Here is a 19,423-nt window from a genome sequence, read left to right as displayed (position 1 = left end):
CGCCGTGGGGCCAGCCAGCTGGCCGGCCCCACGGACATACGTCGTCGGTGCAGACCGTCAGAGGTTCTTCTCGATCTCGGCGGCCTGGCGCTCCACGTCGTCGAGCCCACCGCACATGTAGAAGGCCTGCTCGGGAACGTGGTCGTACTCGCCGTCCGCGATCTTCGTGAACGCCTCGATCGTGTCCACCAGCGCGACCGTCGAGCCCTCGATGCCGGTGAACTGCTTGGCGACATAGGTGTTCTGCGATAGGAACCGCTGAATACGACGGGCGCGGTTGACGAGGATCTTGTCCTCCTCCGAGAGCTCGTCGATACCGAGGATGGCGATGATGTCCTGGAGCTCCTTGTTGCGCTGCAGGATCTGCTTGACGCGCACCGCGGTGGAGTAGTGCTCCTCCGAGATGTAGCGGCGGTCCAGGATGCGTGACGTCGACGCGAGCGGGTCGACGGCCGGGTAGATACCCAGCGAGGCGATCTCACGGGAGAGCTCCGTCGTCGCGTCGAGGTGGGCGAACGTGGTGGCCGGCGCGGGGTCGGTGTAGTCGTCGGCCGGGACGTAGATCGCCTGCATCGAGGTGATGGAGTGACCGCGCGTGGAGGTGATGCGCTCCTGCAGGACGCCCATCTCGTCAGCCAGGGTCGGCTGGTAGCCCACCGCGGACGGCATACGGCCGAGCAGCGTGGACACCTCGGAGCCGGCCTGGGTGAAGCGGAAGATGTTGTCGATGAACAGCAGCACGTCCTGCTTCTGCACGTCGCGGAAGTACTCCGCCATGGTGAGCGCCGAGAGCGCGACGCGCAGGCGCGTGCCCGGCGGCTCGTCCATCTGGCCGAAGACGAGGGCCGTCTGGCCCAGCACGCCGGCCTCCTCCATCTCCACCATGAGGTCGTTGCCCTCACGGGTCCGCTCGCCCACTCCGGCGAACACCGACACACCACCGTGGTCACGGGCGACCCGGGCGATCATCTCCTGGATGAGCACCGTCTTGCCGACGCCCGCACCACCGAAGAGGCCGATCTTGCCACCCTGCACGTACGGGGTCAGCAGGTCGATGACCTTGATGCCCGTCTCGAACATCTGCGTCTTGGACTCGAGCTGGTCGAAGGCCGGGGCCTTGCGGTGGATCCCCCAGCGCTCCTTGGCCTCGAACCGCTCGCCCTCCGCTAGGTTCATGACGTCGCCGGTGGTGTTGAACACCTTTCCGAGCGTCTGGTCGCCGACCGGGACGGTGATCGGGCCGCCGCTGTCCTGTACCTGCGTGCCACGGACAAGCCCGTCGGTCGGCTGCAGCGAGATGGCGCGGACCATGTTGTCGCCGATGTGCTGGGCGACCTCGAGGTTGAGGTTCTTGGTCTCGCCGGAGAGCTCGACAGTCGTGGTGAGCAGGTTGTACTGCTCCGGCATGGCGTCGGCGGGGAACTCCACGTCGACGACCGGGCCGATGATGCGTGAGACGCGGCCCACGCCACCAGGCGTGATGGTCCTGTTCTCTTCGGTCACAGTGGCAGTCATTGGTCTCTCTCTACCTTCTCAGCTGGCGTCGGCGAGGGCGCTTGCGCCGCCCACGATCTCGCTGATCTCTTGGGTGATCTCGGCCTGGCGGGCCTGGTTGGCCAACCGGGTGTACTTCTTGATGAGCTCTTCGGCGTTGTCCGTGGCCGACTTCATCGCCCGCTGGCGCGAGGCGAGCTCGGAGGCCGCGGCCTGCAGGAGACAGTTGTAGATGCGGGCGGTGACGTACTTCGGCAGCAGTGCGTCCAGAACCTGCTCGGCGCTGGGCTCGAACTCGTAGAGCGGCAGGACGTCGTCCTCCGCCGGCGCCTCCTCGCCCTCGACGACCTCGAGGGGAAGCATGCGGACGACGTCCGGCTCCTGGGTCACCATGTTGACGAAGCGCGTGAACACGATGTGCACCTCGTCGACGCCGCCCTCGGACTGGTCACGCGTGAAGTCCTCGACGAGCCTGCTGCCGATCTCGCGGGCCGCCTCGAAGTTCGGCTGGTCGGTGAAGCCGCTCCACTCCGCGGCGAACTCGCGCTTCCGGAAGCGGTAGAACCCCACTGCCTTGCGTCCCACCAGGTAGGGCACGACCTCCTTGCCCGCGGCTCGAAGCTCGCCCACCAGCCGCTCGGACTCCTTGATCACCGACGAGCTGTAGGCGCCTGCGAGGCCACGGTCGGAGGTGATGACCAGGACCGCGGCCCGTCGCACGTCGTCGTGCTCGGTGGTCAGGGGGTGCTCGACGTTGGAGTACGTCGCCACCGCCGACACGGCACGGGTGAGCGCACGGGCGTACGGCGAGGACTCCTTCACCCGCTGCTGGGCCTTGACCACACGCGAAGCCGCGATCAGCTCCATGGCGCGCGTGATCTTCTTGGTCGCCTGGACGGACCGGATGCGCTGACGGTAGACCCGCATCTGCGCTCCCATATGTTTCCGCCTCTCTCGTCTCGTTGCGTCGCGGCCGGGCCGCGGGATCGGTGTGCCGTGGGCGGTGGAGCCGCCGGGCGACGGAGCCGCCGGGCGCTCCTTCCGTGAGCGCCCGGCGCGTGCTCAGTGCTTCTGCTTGACGATCTTCTCCTGCTCGACGTCGTGGCCCAGCGCCTCGGGATCGGCCTCGTGCCCGACCGGGATCGACTCGGAGCCGGACGCCTGGAACTGCTGCTTGAACGCCGTGACGGCCTCCTCGAGCCCGGCGCGCGTCTCGTCCTCGAACTTCTTCGACTCGCGGATGGCGGCCAGCAGGCCCGACTTCTCGCGGCGCAGGTAGTCCAGGAACTCGGTCTCGAACCGGGAGACGTCCTCGACGGCGACCGAGTCCAGCTGGCCGGTGGTGCCCGCCCAGATGGAGACGACCTGCTCCTCGACCGGGTACGGGTTGGCCTGCCGCTGCTTGAGCAGCTCGACGAGCCGGGCGCCCTTGGCGAGCTGCGCCCGTGAGGCCGGGTCGAGGTCGGAGGCGAACATGGCGAACGCCTCCATCGCACGGAACTGGGCCAGGTCGAGCTTGAGGCGTCCTGAGACGTCCTTCATGGCCTTGATCTGCGCCGCGCCACCGACGCGGGACACGGAGACACCCACGTCGATCGCCGGGCGGACGTTGGCGTTGAACAGGTCGGCCTGGAGGTAGATCTGGCCGTCCGTGATGGAGATGACGTTCGTCGGGATGTACGCCGAGACGTCGCCGGCCTTCGTCTCGATCAGGGGCAGCCCGGTCATCGAGCCCGCGCCGAGGTCGTCGGACAGCTTGGCGCAGCGCTCGAGGAGGCGGCTGTGCAGGTAGAAGACGTCGCCCGGGTAGGCCTCACGACCCGGCGGGCGGCGCAGCAGCAGCGACACGGCGCGGTAGGCCTCGGCCTGCTTGGACAGGTCGTCGAACACGATGAGGACGTGCTTGCCGTCGTACATCCAGTGCTGGCCGATGGCCGAGCCGGTGTACGGCGCCAGGTACTTGAAGCCCGCGGAGTCCGACGCGGGAGCGGCGACGATCGTGGTGTACTCGAGCGCCCCGGCCTCCTCCAGCGTGCCGCGGATGGCCGCGATGGTGGAGCCCTTCTGTCCGATGGCCACGTAGATGCAGCGCACCTGCTGGGTCGGGTCGCCGGTCGCCCAGTTCTGCTTCTGGTTGATGATCGTGTCCACGGCCACGGCGGACTTGCCGGTCTGGCGGTCGCCGATGATCAGCTGGCGCTGGCCGCGGCCGATCGGCGTCATGGCGTCGACCGCCTTCAGGCCGGTCTGCAGCGGCTCGTGGACCGACTTGCGCTGGACGACGGTCGGCGCCTGCAGCTCGAGGGCACGGCGCTGCGAGGTCCGGATCTCGCCGAGCCCGTCGATCGCCTGGCCCAGCGGGTTGACCACGCGGCCCAGGAACTCGTCGCCCACCGGGACGGAGAGCACCTCGCCGGTGCGCTTCACCTCCTGGCCCTCCTCGATCCCCGCGAAGTCACCGAGGATGACGACACCGATCTCGTGCACGTCGAGGTTGAGGGCGAGGCCCAGGGTGCCGTCCTCGAACTGGAGCAGCTCGTTCGTCATGGCTGACGGGAGGCCCTCGACGTGGGCGATGCCGTCGCCGGCGTCGGTGACGCGGCCGACCTCTTCGCGGGCGGCCGCCCCGGGCTCGTAGGACTGCACGAAGTCGTCCAGTGCGTCCCGGATCTCCTCCGGACGGATCGAAAGCTCCGTCATGTCATCTTCTCCTCGGTTGTCGTCCCTGGTGGGGCGAAAGTCTCAGTGGTGCAAAGCTCTTCAGTTGTTCACCGTATGCCGCCGCGGACGTCGGCGGGTTCTCAGCCGGCGATGTGCCTGCGGGCCTCGTCGAGCCGGCGCAGCACGGTGCCGTCGACGACCTCGTCGCCCACCTGCACCCGGACGCCGCCGATCACGTGCTCGTCGATGACGACCTGGAGCAGGACCGGCCGACCGTAGATCGTGCGCAGCACCGCGGCGAGGCGCTGTCGCTGGGTGTCGTCCAGGTCGTGGGCCGCCGTGACGACGGCGGTGACCTGCTCGCGACGCTTCGCCGCCAGCGAGAGGTACAGCTCCAGCGTGCGGTCGAGCTTCCGTCCGCGCGGGGCGAGCACGGCCTGGCGGGCCAGCCGCAGGGTCTCCGCGGTCGTCTTTCCCTCCAACAGCCGGCGCACCAGGTCCGCCTTGGCCCCTGCGTCACCCTGCCGGTTGGTCAAGGCGTCCCGCAGGGCCGGGTTGCCGGCCACGATCCGTTCGAACCGGAAGAGCTCGTCCTCGACCCGGTCGAGCTGGCCCGCCTGCTCCGCCGCCGCGAGGATCGAGTCGACGCCCAGCACCTCGACCGTGTCCGACAGGTCGCGCTCGCTCGCCCAGCGCTGTCCGACGAGCTCGCGCAGCAGCTCCACCGCACCGGCCGACACCTTGCCACCCAGGAGCCGGCTCACCAGCTGGCGCTTGGTTTCGCCCTCCCGTGAGGGGTCCGCGAGCGCCCGCCGGAGCGTGGCGTTGCCGTCGACCAGGGCCGCCACGGCGAGGAGCTCCTCGCCGAGGCCGGAACGGTCCGCACCGCCGGCGAGGGCGGCCTCGAGGGCCTTGCTCCCCACTGCTGCGGCCGCCCGCGACGAACCACGCATCAGACGTCCTCCCCGACCTTCTCCGGCTGGATCTCGCCGGCCTCGAGCTCGGCGAGGAACCGGTCGACGATGCCGTTCTGGCGGGTCTCCTCGTGCAGCGACTCACCCACGATCCGGCTCGCGAGGTCCGTGGACAGGCGCCCGACCTCCGAGCGCAGCGAGACGACGGCCTGCTGGCGCTCGGCCTCGATCTGCTTGTGGGCGGCCTCCGTGATGCGTGCCGCCTCGGCCTGGGCGAGACCACGCATCTCGGCCACGATCGCGGCGCCCTGCTCACGCGCCTCCTCGCGGATCCGCGCAGCCTCGGCCCGAGCCTCGGTGAGCTGTGCCTGGTACTGCTCGAGCGCGGCCTGCGCCTGCTGCTGGGCCTCTTCGGCCTGCTGCATACCACCCTCGATCGCGGCGGTCCGCTCCGCATACGCCTTCTCGAGGTTCGGCACGACCTTCGTGGCCACGACCCAGTAGAGGACGCCGAACGCGATGATGCCGAAGATCAGCTCACCCCAGAGGGGCAGGATCGGCAGGCGTTCGCCGGTGGTGTCCGCGGCTGCGGCGGTCACCACGTGCGCGATGCCGGTGTAGTGCTGCACGGGGTTCTCCTAGTGCTGTGGTGCTGCTCTGGTGCCTGGGGTTGGGCTGATGGTCCGCCGGTTTACCGGAAGACGAACGCGAGCACCAGACCGAAGATGGCAAGCGCCTCGGCGAGGGCGAACCCGAGGATGGCGATGCCCTGCAGGACGCCGCGCGCTTCCGGTTGACGGGCCACACCGTTGATGTACGCGGCGAAGATCAGGCCGATGCCGACACCGGGGCCGATCGCAGACAGGCCGTAGCCGAGGATGGCGATGTTGCCTTGCATGGGTGGTCCTCTTTCGTTTCTTCGTGATCCGTACGGCCCGTCGCCGCCGGTGAGTGCGAGTGGTCGTATTCAGTTGTGGTCCAGCGGTCGTGCACCGGCTCCCGACGGGCGGGCCCGGACGTTGTCAGTGCTCGTCGGCCAGCGAGCCGGCGATGTACGTCGCGGCGAGCAGCGTGAAGATGTAGGCCTGCAGGAACTCGATCAGCCCCTCGAACGCGGTGAGGATGAGGGCCATGCCGAAGGAGCCGACGCCGGCGAGCTTCAGCCCGAGGCCGCCGTGGATGACCATGTACTCGCCACCGGTGATGAAGAGGAGCAGCAGCATGTGGCCCGCGAACATGTTGCCGAAGAGTCGCAGCGCGAGGGTGAGCGGGCGGGTGACGAAGTAGGTCAACAGCTCCAGCGGGATGATGAGGACGTAGATCCCCTTGGGCAGGCCCGGCGGGATCATGTGCTTGAGGTGGCCCCCGAGCCCGTTCTTGCGGATGCCGACCGCGTGGTAGATCAGGAAGACGAGCAGGGTCAACGCGATCGGGAACCCGATGCGGCTCATCGTGGGGTACTGGACCGGGGGGATGATGCCGAACAGGTTGTTGACGAGGATGAGCATGAACATGCTGAACAGCAGCGGGACGAACTTGAGGAAGTCGTGGCTGCCGATGATGTCGCGGGCGACGCCGTTGCGGACGAAGTTGTAGGCGCCCTCGGTGACCCACTGGCCCTTGCCAGGGACCACCGCGGCCCTCCTCGTGGTCGCCACGAGGAACCAGGCGATGAGTGCGACCGAGATGGCGAGAACGACCATCGGCCGGGTGATGGCCCAGTCGCCATGTCCGACCAGCGGCTGGTAGAACTCGCCGGGCTCGGGCGCCTTGAAGCCCTCGCCATCGCCACCAGCGGCCGCCAGGTTGGTCACACCCAGCATGTTCAGACTCACAGGTTCTCCTCGAGCTTCGCGTTCAGCACTTCGCACAGGAAGCGGGGGGCCTCGTGGCCCTGCCCGCACGCGGCATACCCAGCAGGCAACAGGTCTGCCGAAGTCACTGCGTACCGTACCGGAACCACACGAGGTACAGCGACAGGGCCATCCCGCCGAGGATTCCCACCACGACCAGCCACGATGTGCCCAGCCAGTGGTCCAGCGCCCACCCGATCCCACCGAAGAACGCGGGCCCGGTGATGAGGTACGACACGACGTTCCACATGCGCGCCTCGTCGAGGCGCTGATGGCCTGCGTCGGACTGCTCCAAGGGCGTCTGTCGGCGCTCCGGGGAGGAGGGCGGGGGCAGTGTCGTCACGCTGAGCTCCTGTGGTCATGCGGGCGATCCCCCATCCTGCCCGCTTTCCGCGGGCGCGTCGAAAGCAAGTCGACGGGAACGGACGAAGGCGACCACCTGGAACACCTGCCACACCAGCGCCACTGCGAGCACCGATACGCCGAACGCCGTGCCATCGAGCCACTGCGCGCGCTGCAGCGCGATGATCACAACGAGGAGGAACAGTAGCTGTCCCATGAACACCGCCAAGGCGCTCGCGAGGAACCGCAGCGGGTCCTCGGCGCTCTTGAGGCGGCGCATGACCCAGAGTCCGAGGGCGAAGAACAGCACGGCGACCGCGAACCCCAGCAGGGCGCCGAGGGCACCCCGGCCACCGCGCAGGAGCGCGCCGACCACGACCGCGACGGGGCCGACCGCCAAGGTCGGCAGGAACGCGCCGCGCAGCATGACCGCGAACGGGTCGCGTTCGCGGTACGGCGTTGCGTCCATCGCTTCTGGCCTGCCTGTTTCGTCGGGGCTGCGGATGCCTGGCGAACGGGTGGTCTGCGCCCCATACGGGCGCTTGTGAAAGGTATCACAAGCGCCCCGCGTGACGTCAGCCGAGGTGCGCACCGTCGCTGAGCGCGGATCGCCCAGCACCGTCGCCCGCCGGCCGGAGGTCGTGGTCCGCCGGATGGTCGGCTGGCTAGGGTGCCGATATGGTGGCGACTCCTCCGACCGGCGAGCCTCTGGTTGGCACGTATGTCCGGCTGGACCCGGTGACTTCCGAGGACGCGGAGGGGCTGCACTCCGTCTACAGCGACCCGCAGGTCTACAGCCAAGGGTTCGTCATGCGGCCCCCGCCGGCCGATCTCGCGGGTACCCGGGACCTCGTCCTCCGCGACGTCGCCGACCGCGCGTCCGGACGCCTGGCCTACACCGTTCGGCTCACCGGAGAGGGCGGCCTCGGCCCTGTCGGGACGATCGTGGGAACCACGTCCTTGGGCGATGTCGACGTGACCAACGAGCGGATCCACCTCGGCTGGACGCTGTACGGCTCACGGTGGTGGGGCACCGTCGTGAACCCTGAGTGCAAGCTGCTCCTGCTCGGGCATGCCTTCGACTGTGGGTTCGGACGGGTGAAGATCCAGACGGACGCGGTGAACGCGCGGTCGAGGGCCGCCATCGCGAAGCTGGGCGCCACCGAGGAAGGGGTCCTTCGTCGCCATACACGCCGGGCGGACGGCACCTTCCGCGACACCGTGGTCTTCAGCGTCCTGCGGCAGGAGTGGCCGCCGGTCCGCGTCGGCCTGGAGCGCCGACTGTCGCCGCTGGCACCCTGAGCAGCTCAGCCGGTCTTCCGCAACGGTGGCAGCGGGGCGCGCGCCGGCGCCCAGCGAGGCAGCCAGATGGTCAGGACCGCCACGACCGCGATCGCGGCGGTGACAGCTGCCAGCGCACCCCAGCCGTCGACGAACACGAAGCTGACCGACCCCAGGGCTGCGACCGCCGCCCACATCCACAGCAGCAGCACGGCACGGCGATGCCCGTGGCCGATCCTCAGCATCCGGTGGTGCAGGTGCTGCGCGTCCGGCTGCCACGGCCGTTGCCCGTGGCGGGTGCGCCGGACCACCGCCAGCAGCACGTCGAGCAGTGGCAGCAGGATGATGGCGGCCGGCACCACGAGGGGCAGCAGGGTGGCGGCGAGCGGGTTGGTGCTGACCTGCGACGGCGACACGTTCCCCGTCGTCGAGATCGTGGCGGCGGCCAGCAGCAGCCCGAGCAGGAGGGCGCCGGAGTCCCCCATGAACAACCGAGCGGGGTAGTAGTTGTGCGGCAGGAAGCCAAGGCAGCACCCGATCAGCGCCGCGGAGATGAAGGTCGCGGAGGAGAACACGTTCGGCGGGTCGTAGGTGCGCGAGATGAAGTAGCTGTAGACGAAGAAGGACGTCGCCGCGATACAGACCACGCCGGCCGCCAGACCGTCGAGCCCGTCGATGAAGTTCACCGCGTTGGTGCTGACCACGACGGTGAGCACCGTGAGCCCGACCATGATGGGCGCAGGCAGCACGGTGACCCCACCGATGGGCAGCTGGAAGAGCTGGACCCCGCTGAACGCCATGATCCCGGCGGCGATCATCTGGCCGCCCATCTTGGTGAGCCAGTCGAGCTCGTGGATGTCGTCGATCGCGCCGAGCAGGCAGACGATCCCCGCGCCCCACAACACGCCCTGAAGCTCGGTGCCCAGCCTGAAGACCTGCCCGAGGAAGGGGAGGTGGCTGGCCGCCACCATGGAGGCCGCGAAGCCGAAGAAGATCGCCACGCCCCCCAGCCTCGGGATGGGGGTGGAGTGGACGTCACGGTCACGAACCGGGGTGAAGGCGCCGGTACGCACCGCGACCGCTCGCATGAGGGGCGTCGTGGCGTACGTGATGACCGCGGCGACCATCAGGACGAGGAGGTACTCGCGCACTCAGGCACCTCTCGGTGAGTGGTGGGCTTAGCCCCGAGCGTATGCCGGGAAGCGGGTGACGAGGTCGGTCACGCCGGCCCGCACCTCCTTGGACACGGGGTGGTCGGGGTCCGCGTCACCCTTCGTGACGGCAGTGGAGATCAGCTCGGCGATCTGGCGCATCTCGTCCGTGCCCATGCCCTGGGTGGTGACGCACGGAGTCCCGACACGGATCCCGCTGGCGATGTTGGGACGCTGGGGGTCGAACGGGATGGCGTTCTTGTTCAACACGATCCCGGCGGCGTCGGCCCTGGCCTCCGCCTCGGCGCCGGTCACCTCGACCCCCTGCAGGTCGTGGAGCGACAGGTGGGTGTCCGTGCCACCGGTCGTGGGGCGGATCCCCTTCTCCCCCAGCGAGGTCGCCAGCACAGAGGCGTTCTCGATGACCTGCCTGGCGTACTGGGCGTACTCCGGCGTCGCGCACTCCTTGAAGTTCACGGCCTTGGCGGCGATGGTGTGCATCTGCGGACCACCCTGCATCATCGGGAAGACCGCCTTGTCCAGCTTGGCGGCGTGCTCCTCCTTGCAGACCAGCGCGCCAGAGCGCGGGCCGCGCAGGACCTTGTGGGTCGTGAACGTCACCACGTCGGCATAGGGCACGGGGCTCGGGATCGCCTTCCCCGCCACCAGTCCGATGAAGTGGGCGGCGTCGACCCAGAAGATGGCACCGATCTCGTCGGCGAGCCGGCGGAAGAACTCGAAGTCGATGAGGCGCGGGATCGCCGACCCGCCGGCGAGGATGACCTTGGGGTGATGCTCCTTCGCCAGCCGCTCGACCTCCGCGTAGTCGATGTCCTCCGTCTGGCGGTCCACTCCGTAGTGCACGGCGTTGAACCACTTGCCGGAGAAGGAGACCTTGGTGCCGTGGGTGAGGTGCCCACCCATCGGCAGGGCCATCGCGAGGATGGTGTCACCCGGCTGCATGAAGGCGCCGTACACGGCCTGGTTCGCGCTTGCGCCCGAGTGCGGCTGGACGTTGGCGTGGTCGGCGTCGAAGAGCGCCTTGCACCGCTCGATGGCCAGGTTCTCCGCCTTGTCGACCTCGGAGCACCCGCCGTAGTAGCGGCGACCGGGGTATCCCTCGGCGTACTTGTTGGACAGGGTGGAGCCGAGCGCGGTGAGCACCTCGGGGCTGGACATGTTCTCGGACGCGATGAGCTGGAGTCCGCTACGGATGCGGTCGAGCTCCGAGACGAGGACCCCCGCCACCTCCGGGTCGAACGACTCCAGGGCGCCGAAGTCCGAGCCGTAGAAAGTGTCAGCGCTCATGGGTCTCTCCTGGTGACGTGCTGTCGGCGTTGGGTTCGCCCACCAACTCTATGGGCTCATGCGCAGCGTCGTCCGGGGCGCCTGCTGCGTCGCTCTCCGTGTCGGTCTCCGTGTCGGTCTCCGTGTCGGTCTCCGTGTCGGTGTCCGTGTCGGCCTCTGGGTCCAGCTCTGCGTCCGCCTCTGCGTCCGCCCCTGCGTCCGCCTCTGCGCCGGAGACGTCCACCGCGGGAACGAGCACCGCGTCGATCTGTTCCTGGCTGATCGCCCCGTGCCGCAGGATGGTGGCGCTCGTCCCCGTGCAGTCCACGATGGTGGAGACGTCGGTCCCCCGAGCGGGGCCACCGTCGAGGTAGACGGTGACAGCGGCGCCCAGCTGCGCGGCGGCGTCGGTGACCGTGGTCGCCGGCGGCTGACCGGTCAGGTTCGCGCTGGTCACCGCCATCGGACCCACCTCGCTCAGCAGTGCGAGCGCGATGTCGTCCTGCGGCATCCTGACCGCGACCGTGCCGTTGGTGTCGCCGAGGTCCCACATCAGGGACGACTGCGCCTTGAAGATGAGCGTCAGAGGTCCCGGCCAGAACTCCCGGATGAGGTCGCGCGCCCAGGACGGGACCTCGGTCGCCAGGCCGTCGACGGTACGGACGCTGGGCACCAGCACGGGGGGCGGCATCTCGCGCCCACGACCCTTGGCGGCCAGTACGGACGCCACGGCCTCCGGCGAGAACGCGTCGGCGCCGATGCCGTAGACCGTGTCGGTGGGGAGCACCACGACGCTGCCCTCTCGGACGGCCTCCACCGCCTTGGCGATGCCCTCCGCCCGGCCATCCTCGGTCGTGCAGTCATACACCGGACTCATGCGGTCCAGCCTAGGGCTCGGCCGGCGGGTGCCCCGTGGCGGGCCGCGGCGCCCGGATCAGGAAGCGCCGCCGCGCCGCCGGGCCGTCGTGGCCCGCGGACGTCCCGCGAGGTCGAGGTGGTCCTCGACCTCGTCCCAGTGCCCCGTCCGGGCAAGGGCCTGCGGGAGGGTCTGGCCCTGGGTGTCGGCGTGCTCCATGACCAGGACGCCTCCCGGGCGAAGGAGCGCGGCCGCACGCCGCGCCACAGCCAAGGGGACGGCGAGGCCGTCGTCGCTGCCGCCGTAGAGGGCCAGCTCCGGGTCGTGGTCGCGGACCTCCGGGTCGACGGGCACCATGTCGACAGGGATGTACGGCGGGTTCGATACGACGACATGCACCGCGCCGTCGAGCTCGGGGAAGGCGGTCGTCGCGTCGCCCAGGCGCAGCTCGACCGGGAGCGCCAGCTGGTGGAGGTTTCGCGCAGCCCATGCGTACGCGTGCTCGTCGAGCTCGACGGCGTAGACGGTGGCCCCGGCGACCTCGTCAGCGACAGCCAGCGCGATCGCTCCCGACCCCGTGCACAGGTCCACCACGGCCGGCTGGTCTACCTCGCGTGCGGCCTCGATGGCCAGTCCGGCGACAAGCTCGGTCTCCGGGCGGGGCACGAAGACGCCTGGCCCGACCGAGAGCTCCAGCCTGCGGAAGGCCGCTCGCCCGGTCAGGTGCTGCAGCGGCACCCGGTCCGCACGCTGTGCGACCAACGCCTCGTACGCCGTCGGCTCCGGCCCCGGACCGCCCAGGACCATGGCCTTGCGAACCTCGGACCCGGACGTCCGCAGGGCGTGGGCAGCGAGGGCGACCGCATCGCTCTCCGCGGAGGCCACTCCCGCGGCCCCCAACGCCGCCGTGGCGCGCCGGACCGCCTCACGCATGGTGGGGGCCGAGCCCCGGACGACGTGCTCGCGGCTCACGGATGGGAGCCGGCAGAGGCCTCCGCCACCGCGGCCATCCGCGCCGCCTCGTCGGCGTCGACCGCGGACTGCACGACCGCGTCGAGCTCGCCGTCGAGCACCGAGTCGAGGTTGTAGCTCTTGAACCCGGTGCGGTGGTCGGAGAGGCGGTTCTCCGGGTAGTTGTACGTGCGGATCCGCTCGCTGCGGTCCACGGTGCGGATCTGGCTCCGGCGGGCCGCACTCGCCTCGGCGTCGGCCGCGTCCTTCGCGAGCTGGTGCAGCCTGGCGCGCAGGACCCGCAGCGCGGACTCCTTGTTCTGCAGCTGGCTCTTCTCGTTCTGGCAGGAGACGACCGTTCCCGTCGGCAGGTGAGTGATCCGCACGGCCGAGTCGGTGGTGTTGACGGACTGTCCACCCGGGCCGGAGCTGCGATAGACGTCGATCTTGAGGTCGTTCGGGTCGATGGTCACCTCGACCTCCTCCGCCTCGGGCATGACCAGCACGCCGGCGGCCGACGTGTGGATGCGGCCCTGGCTCTCCGTGACCGGCACCCGCTGGACCCGGTGGACGCCACCCTCGTACTTCAGCCGAGCCCAGGGAGCGTCGCCGGGCTGGGCCGCCCCCCTGGCCTTCACTGCCACCTGGACGTCCTTGTACCCACCGAGGTCGGACTCTGTCGCGTCGATGACCTCGGTCTTCCAGCCACGGCGCTCGGCGTAGCGCAGGTACATCCGCAGCAGGTCGCCGGCGAACAGGGCGGACTCCTCGCCGCCCTCTCCCGCCTTGACCTCGAGGATCACGTCGCGGTCGTCGTCCGGGTCGCGCGGCACCAGCAGGCGTCGGAGCTTGTCCTCAGCGGCTCGCAGCGTCTCCTCCAAGGCGGGCAGCTCCGCGGCGAAGCCGGCGTCCTCGACGGCCAGCTCACGTGCGGTCGCCACGTCGTCCTTCGCCGCGTGCCACGCGTGGTAGGCCGCGACGGTCGGCCCGAGTGCGGCATACCGCTTGTTCACCCTGCGGACCTCGTCCTGGTCGGCCAGCACGGCAGGGTCGGCCAGCTGCGCCTCCAGGTCGGCATGCTCCTGGACGAGGGCGGCGGCGGACTCCAGCACGGGGGCTCCTCGCTCTGCGGGACGGTCGCGGACGGTCGGGGCTTGCAGGTTCTGCGGGCAGGTAGACGAATGCGCCGGCCCCGCCCACGAGGGGTCGGGACCGGCGCATCGGAACAGCTAGCTGCTCTTCTCGGCCTTCTTGCCGTAGCGGGCCTGGAAGCGCGCCACCCGGCCACCGGTGTCGAGGATCTTCTGCTTGCCCGTGTAGAACGGGTGGCACTGCGAGCACACCTCGGCGCGGATCTCTCCGGAGGTCGCGGTGCTGCGGGTGGTGAACGTCGAACCACAGGTACAGGTCACCGTGGTCTCCACGTATGCGGGGTGGATGTCCTTCTTCAAAGCGTGCTCCTCGAGTGCCATGTGGCCGGGTCGGCAAGGTCCGCGATCTGCCCGTGGGCCGTGAACCGGTCAGCGGTCTAGTGTGCCAGAGAGCGGCGCACATCTCCTAAACGGCGACAGGCTCGGGGTCATTCCCGACGCGGTCGCCGGCCAGCGGCAGAACGACACTCATGGTCGTTCCGACGCCCTCGGCCGAGTCCACGTCCAGCCGGCCGCCGTGCCCGTCGAGGATCGCCTGCACGATGGCCAGCCCGAGTCCCGAGCCGGGGATGGCCGCAGCGGTGGCGTTGCTCGCCCGGAAGAACCGGGTGAAGAGCTGCTTGCGGTCGCCGGCCGGGATGCCGATCCCCGTGTCCTGGACCTCGATGACGACGGCGCCGTCGCGACGGGCGGCCCTGACCGTGGCACGGCCGCCTGCGGGGGTGAACTTCACGGCGTTCGACCCCAGGTTGATGAGGGCCCGCTCGAGCTGCCCTCGGTCGACCTTCACCGTGAGGTCGGGCTCCACCGGCTCCCGGAGCAGCTTGACCCGACCGCGCTCGGCCACGGGCCGCAGCATCTCCACCACCCCGGCGAGCAGGTCGTCCACCGGCAGCTCCTGCAGGGACGACTCCAGGCCTGTCGCCTCGATCTTGTTCAGCACCAGCAGGTCCTCGATCAGACCGCGCAGCCGGGCGGTGTTGCGGTCGATGATGTCCACGGCATGGAGCTGCTCCTGCGTCAGGACCCCGTAGTCACCGTCCTCCAGCAGCTCGAGGTACCCCTGGATCGACGTCAGCGGTGTACGCAGCTCGTGCGAGACGGTGGCCATGAAGTCCGTCTTCTGCCGGTCGATCTCGGTGAGCCGCCGGACCTGCACCTCCTGCATCTGGGACAGGCGCAGAGACACGACGGCCTGCGCCAGGTAGCCGGCACACTGCTGGACCGTCTGGATCTCATAGCTTCGCCACCTGCGTGGGCTGTCCACCATGAGGACGCACAGCACGCCCAGCCCCTGCTCCCCCACCCCGACCGGTGCCAAGAGCAGGCCGTGCGCACCGGTCGCCCTGGCGAACCGAGCCGCGCGCGGGTCTGCCTGGATCTCCGGGGCCATGAAGTCAGCGGGCGCGAACACCCTCGCATCGCGTCGCAGGTCGTCGTTGACCTTCTGGACCTCACCTGCCAGCGAAGGCGGAAGCGGGGGGACGTCCGGCAGGTCGTACCGATGCCACTGCGTGCGCTCGTCGACCTGTCCGGCCTCGTCGTGCGTGTAGAGCAGCACGCGGTCGGCCGCCAGTCCTTCTCCGAGCATGGCGCAGACCAACCGCATGGCCTGCTCGGTGTCGGGAGCACCGTGGACGCCCCGCGCGACGTCGAGCGCCAGCTGGTGTGCGAGCAGCACCATGGCGTGCTGCTCGCGAAGCACGGTGTTGGCCCGGGTGAGGCCGTTGAAGTCACGGGCCAGCTCACGGACCTCCTCGGAACCCCGCTGGGTGTCCGCCTGGAGGTCCCGCTGGCCGTCCCGCTGGGTGGAGACGACTCGGCGCAGCCGGTCCAGTGGGCCACTGATCGACCTCTGTCCCATCCGCCAGCCGACCAGGACGATGAGCATCGCGACGATGAGCGTCAGCAGCTCCACGCCGAAGAGGACCTGGGCCGAGTCGCTCGCGCCCTCGCGCGCGCGGTCGCGCTGCCGGCCGATCTCCTGACGCAGGGCGCGGTTGCTGTCACGGAAGTGCTGGAACTCCCGGTTGGCCGCCACTTCCCCGGCGCTGTCGCCCGGCGCCGCGCCGTCGATGCCCGCCTCGGCGGCGACTGCGGCCCGGTACCAGGCCTGGGCCGCCGTGCGCTGCCTCGTCAGCAGGACGTCGTACTGACGGTGGTGCCGGTTGTCCAGCGCAGGGGAGCTGATCGCGCTATGGACGGCGTCGAGGTCGCCGAGGACCTCGTTCTGGTTCAGCGCCTGCGAGCGCGGGGCGGCCGCTCCCATGACCTGGCTCCAGGTCGTGTTGGCCTCGGTCATGTCGATGAGCGCGGCGTTGTTGGCGTCGAAGGCCGGCCCCAGCGCAAGGGTCAACGCCTCGATGTCCCGACCCTGTGACCGGATGTTCCACGCGGTCGACGCCGCGACGACCGGGAACAGCAGGAGGAGCGCGATGCCGAAGACCCGCAGCTGCGTCTTGACGGACCGTCCCGACAGTCCCCTCACTACGACGCCTCCTCGAAGCCGGCCCGCGTCATGACGCCCCAGACCTGCTGCTTTCGACGCAGACTGGCCCACCAGCCCTCGAGTCGCCACCAGAGCGTGAGCTGCCGGTAGCCGACGTTCTCGAAGACCGCCGCCACCAGCGTCAGGCCGAGGTCGCGCCACCGCTCGTGCCGGTGGAAGGACCACTCCTCGGCAGCCATAGCGGCGAGGTTCACGAAGATCGCCAGGCCGTACGCCACCGAGAGGAAGAGGAGCGCGTACGGGATGTCGACGACACCCAGCAGCAGGGCGAGCGGCACGATGACGATGCCGAAGAGCTCCAGCAGCGGGGCGAACAGCTCGAACGCCCAGTAGTACGGCAGCGCCACCATCCCCACCTTTCCGTAGCGCGGTCGCAGGACCATCGCGCGGTAGGCCCACAACGTCTCCCAGAGCCCGCGGTGCCACCGCCTGCGCTGGTTGCGCAGCACGCTGAGGGTGGAGGGCACCTCGGTCCACAGGACCGGCTCGGGCACGAAGCCCACTCGGTAGTCACGCCCCTCGTCGCGCAGCCTGCGGTGGATCCGCAGGACGAGCTCGAAGTCCTCCCCGATGCTGTCCGGGTTCAGGCCGCCGACCTCCACCAGCACGTCACGGCGGAAGACCCCGAACGCGCCGCTGATGAGGATGAGGGCGCCGAACCGCGACCAGCCGGTCCGCCCGAGGAGGAACGCGCGGAGGTACTCCACGACCTGGATGCGAGCAAGCCACGCAGAGGGCAGCCGCACGTGGACCACGCGACCCGCGACGACGCGGCTGCCGTTGACCGGGCGGATGGCACCGCCGGTGGCGATCATCCGGGTGGGGTCGTCGACGAAGGGACGGGTCACCCGCAGCAGCGCGTCCGGCTCCAGGACGGAGTCGGCGTCGATCATGGCGACGAGCGGCTCGGTGGCCGCGCTGATCGCCAGGTTGACGGCTTCGTGCTTGCCGGAGTTCTCCTTCCGGACGACGATGAGCCGGGTCCGACCGTCCCGTGGCACGTGCACGCCGAGGACGCGTGCACGGACGGGGACCTCCGCAGGGATCTGTCGAGGGATGGGAACGAGGTCGAAGGCCGCGCGCAGCCGCTCGAAGGTCCCGTCGGTACTGCCGTCGTCGACGACCACGACCTCGTGGCGGGGGTAGCGCAGCGAGAGCAGTGCCTGGACCGAGGTGACGATCCCCATCTCCTCGTTGTAGGCCGGCACGAGCAGGGACACGCCGGGGGTCATCGCCCCACCGAACGACTCCACCGAGGCCTGCCGCCTGCGCAGCTGGACGCGGAAGTCGAGGGCGGCGAGCACGATGAGCAGCAGGTACGACAGGTTGATGACGACGAAGTACACGAGGATCGGGACGGACGTGAGCTCCATCAGGGAGAGGACCGCCGAGCGGAGAGGATCCACGAGGCCCCGCGTCGTCATGCGACCTGGCTCCTGAGCCGCTCGAGCGCCAGGGCCGACTCCACGGGGGCGCCCGAGGCAGTCGTCAGCGCGGCGCGGCCCTCCTCCCCCAGCCGAAGCAGCGCGCTTGCCGCCAGCTCGGCAAGCCGTGGGTCGTCGTCGTGGACGAGGGCGCGGAGCCCCCGGGTGGCAGAGGGCTCACCCAGGTCACCGAGTGCAGCCGCACCGGCCCTGCGCAGCTCCCTGGGTCGGTCGGCGGAGGTCTGCCTCATCAGCACCTCCACGTCCTCCGAGCGTCCGATGCGTCCCAAGGCCCGGGCAGCAGTGATCCGCACCGTGACATCAGGGTCCTCGGCGGTGAGCCGGCGAAGTCCGGGGATCGAGCGGGTGAAGCTGCCCGCACCACTGAGGTAGGCGGCCACGGCGCGCGTCGTCGGGTCGCCGTCGGCCAGGGCGGTCCGCAGGGCCTCCGAGATCCCGACCCCCATGTCCTCGAGCGCGTCCGCCGCCGCACCTGCCGGGACGGCTCGTCCCGCCCCCACGGCGGCAAGGACCGATGGCGCCGCCGTAGGGTTCCCTATCCGGCCCAGGGCGTCGACGGCGCTCGCCCGGACCTCCCGTGCCGGGTCCGCCAGGCACTCGACCAGTCGTGGGACGGCAGCCTGTTCGTGACAGAGTCCGAGGAGCTGGGCCGCCAGGGCACGATGAACGGGCGACCGGTTGTGGAGCTGACGCAGAGCCCGTTTCGTGGCGCCGTGTTTCTGCAGGACCTCCTGGAGCTGTTCCGCGGGCGTCCCGCGCACCTTGCCGAGGAACCGGACCATCGCCTCGTCGACCGCGAGGCGGGACGGGCCGCCGGCCGCCGAGAGGCGCGCCAGATGGGCTCCGTCCGGGTCCTCGCCGACGGAGACGGCCAGCAGATCTGCTCGGAAGGGGGCCACCAGTGCTTCAGCCGTGCGTCCTCGGCTGGTCCGCATGAGCTTCGTGGCGACGATCAGCAGCACCAGGCCGAGACACGCCACGAGGACCCCGCCGCTCGTGACCCACAGCAGCGCGGGACCGGTCACCGGGCGCGCGCCAGCATCCCGTTGACGCGGTGCAGCAGCTCGCGCGGGCTGAACGGCTTGATGACGTAGTCGTCGGCCCCCACGGCGAACCCGGTGTCGACGTCGCTGTCGCGGGACTTGGCGCTCAACAGGAGCACCGGCACCCGAGGGTGCTCGCTCTCCCGGATCTTGCGCAGGACGTCGATGCCGGACAACCCCGGCATCATCACGTCGAGGATGGCCAGGCTCGGGGCGTCCTCCTGGAAGGCCTCCCACGCCGCAAGGCCGTCGGGGACCGCCTGCACCGAGTAGCCCGACTGGGAGAGCTTGAACTCCACGAGGTCCCTGATGTCCTCGTCGTCGTCTGCGACAAGCACCCGAACGCCCTCAGCGGTCACAGCCAGTCTTTCCTCTCATCGGCCCCCCGACTCAAGCAACAGCAAGCCTATCCGCCAGCACAGCGACAAACCGCATCAGCCGCGCAAGAAGAGCCATACGGCTGAGGCCCGGCACCCTCAGGTGCC

At 69.9% G+C, this 19,423-nt stretch carries 20 protein-coding genes; 1 reads left to right on the top strand and 19 read right to left on the bottom strand.

Annotated elements, in window-relative coordinates:
* Positions 1–57 precede the first annotated feature (57 nt).
* The 9 genes from atpD to PHA84_RS12800 form a co-directional block, all read right to left on the bottom strand.
* Positions 58–1,515: a F0F1 ATP synthase subunit beta gene (gene atpD / locus PHA84_RS12840; RefSeq protein ID WP_270888511.1), complete on the bottom strand. Its 1,458-nt coding sequence runs from the start codon at positions 1,513–1,515 to the stop codon at positions 58–60.
* An 18-nt stretch (positions 1,516–1,533) separates the two neighbouring features.
* Positions 1,534–2,433: a F0F1 ATP synthase subunit gamma gene (locus PHA84_RS12835; RefSeq protein ID WP_270888510.1), complete on the bottom strand. Its 900-nt coding sequence runs from the start codon at positions 2,431–2,433 to the stop codon at positions 1,534–1,536.
* 123 nt (positions 2,434–2,556) lie between these two features.
* On the bottom strand, positions 2,557–4,194 hold the full coding sequence (gene atpA / locus PHA84_RS12830; RefSeq protein WP_270888509.1) for a F0F1 ATP synthase subunit alpha: 1,638 nt from the start codon (positions 4,192–4,194) through the stop codon (positions 2,557–2,559).
* 101 nt (positions 4,195–4,295) lie between these two features.
* Positions 4,296–5,108, bottom strand: coding sequence for a F0F1 ATP synthase subunit delta (locus tag PHA84_RS12825; RefSeq protein ID WP_270888508.1), 813 nt, complete (start codon positions 5,106–5,108; stop codon positions 4,296–4,298).
* On the bottom strand, positions 5,108–5,698 hold the full coding sequence (locus PHA84_RS12820) for a F0F1 ATP synthase subunit B (RefSeq protein ID WP_442952887.1): 591 nt from the start codon (positions 5,696–5,698) through the stop codon (positions 5,108–5,110). Before PHA84_RS12820 ends, PHA84_RS12825 begins: the two co-directional genes overlap by 1 nt.
* Positions 5,699–5,760: 62 nt before the next feature.
* Positions 5,761–5,967: an ATP synthase F0 subunit C gene (gene atpE, locus PHA84_RS12815; RefSeq protein WP_270888507.1), complete on the bottom strand. Its 207-nt coding sequence runs from the start codon at positions 5,965–5,967 to the stop codon at positions 5,761–5,763.
* Between the two features lie 124 nt (positions 5,968–6,091).
* Positions 6,092–6,904, bottom strand: a complete 813-nt coding sequence (atpB, locus tag PHA84_RS12810; protein WP_270888506.1) for a F0F1 ATP synthase subunit A — start codon at positions 6,902–6,904, stop codon at positions 6,092–6,094.
* Positions 6,905–7,007: 103 nt separating this feature from the next.
* Positions 7,008–7,265 carry an AtpZ/AtpI family protein gene (locus PHA84_RS12805; RefSeq protein WP_270888505.1) on the bottom strand — a complete coding sequence of 86 codons (258 nt, stop codon included), beginning with the start codon at positions 7,263–7,265 and terminating at the stop codon, positions 7,008–7,010.
* Between the two features lie 15 nt (positions 7,266–7,280).
* On the bottom strand, positions 7,281–7,733 hold the full coding sequence (locus PHA84_RS12800; RefSeq protein ID WP_270888504.1) for a hypothetical protein: 453 nt from the start codon (positions 7,731–7,733) through the stop codon (positions 7,281–7,283).
* A 209-nt stretch (positions 7,734–7,942) separates the two neighbouring features.
* Between PHA84_RS12800 and PHA84_RS12795 the strand changes: the two genes are divergently transcribed.
* Positions 7,943–8,566, top strand: coding sequence for a GNAT family N-acetyltransferase (locus PHA84_RS12795; protein ID WP_270888503.1), 624 nt, complete (start codon positions 7,943–7,945; stop codon positions 8,564–8,566).
* 5 nt (positions 8,567–8,571) lie between these two features.
* Here PHA84_RS12795 and PHA84_RS12790 read toward each other — a convergent pair whose 3' ends face one another.
* The 10 genes from PHA84_RS12790 to PHA84_RS12745 all read right to left on the bottom strand — a co-directional run bounded on the left by PHA84_RS12790 (position 8,572) and on the right by PHA84_RS12745 (position 19,297).
* The gene (locus PHA84_RS12790; RefSeq protein WP_270888502.1) at positions 8,572–9,696 is read right to left on the bottom strand and encodes a glycosyltransferase family 4 protein; all 1,125 of its coding nucleotides are present in this window, start codon (positions 9,694–9,696) and stop codon (positions 8,572–8,574) included.
* Positions 9,697–9,723: 27 nt separating this feature from the next.
* Positions 9,724–11,004: a serine hydroxymethyltransferase gene (gene glyA / locus PHA84_RS12785; protein WP_270888501.1), complete on the bottom strand. Its 1,281-nt coding sequence runs from the start codon at positions 11,002–11,004 to the stop codon at positions 9,724–9,726.
* On the bottom strand, positions 10,994–11,860 hold the full coding sequence (locus PHA84_RS12780) for an L-threonylcarbamoyladenylate synthase (protein ID WP_270888500.1): 867 nt from the start codon (positions 11,858–11,860) through the stop codon (positions 10,994–10,996). The genes glyA and PHA84_RS12780 overlap by 11 nt, the downstream gene beginning before the upstream one ends.
* Positions 11,861–11,917: 57 nt before the next feature.
* Positions 11,918–12,772 (bottom strand): peptide chain release factor N(5)-glutamine methyltransferase, encoded by an 855-nt coding sequence (prmC, locus tag PHA84_RS12775; RefSeq protein ID WP_270888658.1) that lies wholly within the window; start codon positions 12,770–12,772, stop codon positions 11,918–11,920.
* Between the two features lie 35 nt (positions 12,773–12,807).
* Positions 12,808–13,902 carry a peptide chain release factor 1 gene (gene prfA, locus PHA84_RS12770; protein WP_270888499.1) on the bottom strand — a complete coding sequence of 365 codons (1,095 nt, stop codon included), beginning with the start codon at positions 13,900–13,902 and terminating at the stop codon, positions 12,808–12,810.
* A 117-nt stretch (positions 13,903–14,019) separates the two neighbouring features.
* A complete protein-coding gene (gene rpmE, locus PHA84_RS12765) occupies positions 14,020–14,241 on the bottom strand; it encodes a 50S ribosomal protein L31 (RefSeq protein WP_270888498.1) in 222 nt (73 codons plus the stop codon).
* 106 nt (positions 14,242–14,347) lie between these two features.
* Entirely contained in the window at positions 14,348–16,429 is a 2,082-nt protein-coding gene (locus tag PHA84_RS12760; RefSeq protein ID WP_270888497.1) for a sensor histidine kinase, read from the bottom strand.
* On the bottom strand, positions 16,429–17,874 hold the full coding sequence (locus tag PHA84_RS12755; RefSeq protein WP_270888496.1) for a glycosyltransferase family 2 protein: 1,446 nt from the start codon (positions 17,872–17,874) through the stop codon (positions 16,429–16,431). Before PHA84_RS12755 ends, PHA84_RS12760 begins: the two co-directional genes overlap by 1 nt.
* A complete protein-coding gene (locus tag PHA84_RS12750) occupies positions 17,871–18,920 on the bottom strand; it encodes a HEAT repeat domain-containing protein (protein ID WP_270888495.1) in 1,050 nt (349 codons plus the stop codon). Before PHA84_RS12750 ends, PHA84_RS12755 begins: the two co-directional genes overlap by 4 nt.
* The gene (locus PHA84_RS12745) at positions 18,917–19,297 is read right to left on the bottom strand and encodes a response regulator transcription factor (RefSeq protein ID WP_270888494.1); all 381 of its coding nucleotides are present in this window, start codon (positions 19,295–19,297) and stop codon (positions 18,917–18,919) included. Before PHA84_RS12745 ends, PHA84_RS12750 begins: the two co-directional genes overlap by 4 nt.
* Positions 19,298–19,423: the final 126 nt, after the last annotated feature.

Origin of the sequence: Pedococcus sp. 5OH_020 (genome assembly GCF_027812955.1) — a bacterium.
GTDB lineage: Bacteria > Actinomycetota > Actinomycetes > Actinomycetales > Dermatophilaceae > Pedococcus.
Note: the sequence above shows the minus strand (reverse complement) of the source record. Positions and strands in the feature narration are given on the sequence as shown.

Excerpts from the sequence above, each read along its gene's own strand:
- PHA84_RS12835 (WP_270888510.1), bottom strand. The coding sequence starts at position 2,433 with ATGGGAGCGCAGATGCGGGTCTACCGTCAGCGCATCCGGTCCGTCCAG.
- atpA (WP_270888509.1), bottom strand. The coding sequence starts at position 4,194 with ATGACGGAGCTTTCGATCCGTCCGGAGGAGATCCGGGACGCACTGGAC.
- atpE (WP_270888507.1), bottom strand. The coding sequence starts at position 5,967 with ATGCAAGGCAACATCGCCATCCTCGGCTACGGCCTGTCTGCGATCGGC.
- glyA (WP_270888501.1), bottom strand. The coding sequence starts at position 11,004 with ATGAGCGCTGACACTTTCTACGGCTCGGACTTCGGCGCCCTGGAGTCG.
- PHA84_RS12795 (WP_270888503.1), top strand. The coding sequence starts at position 7,943 with ATGGTGGCGACTCCTCCGACCGGCGAGCCTCTGGTTGGCACGTATGTC.
- prmC (WP_270888658.1), bottom strand. The coding sequence starts at position 12,772 with ATGCGTGAGGCGGTCCGGCGCGCCACGGCGGCGTTGGGGGCCGCGGGA.
- PHA84_RS12780 (WP_270888500.1), bottom strand. The coding sequence starts at position 11,860 with ATGAGTCCGGTGTATGACTGCACGACCGAGGATGGCCGGGCGGAGGGC.
- atpD (WP_270888511.1), bottom strand. The coding sequence starts at position 1,515 with ATGACTGCCACTGTGACCGAAGAGAACAGGACCATCACGCCTGGTGGC.
- PHA84_RS12800 (WP_270888504.1), bottom strand. The coding sequence starts at position 7,733 with ATGGACGCAACGCCGTACCGCGAACGCGACCCGTTCGCGGTCATGCTG.
- PHA84_RS12755 (WP_270888496.1), bottom strand. The coding sequence starts at position 17,874 with ATGACGACGCGGGGCCTCGTGGATCCTCTCCGCTCGGCGGTCCTCTCC.
- PHA84_RS12825 (WP_270888508.1), bottom strand. The coding sequence starts at position 5,108 with ATGCGTGGTTCGTCGCGGGCGGCCGCAGCAGTGGGGAGCAAGGCCCTC.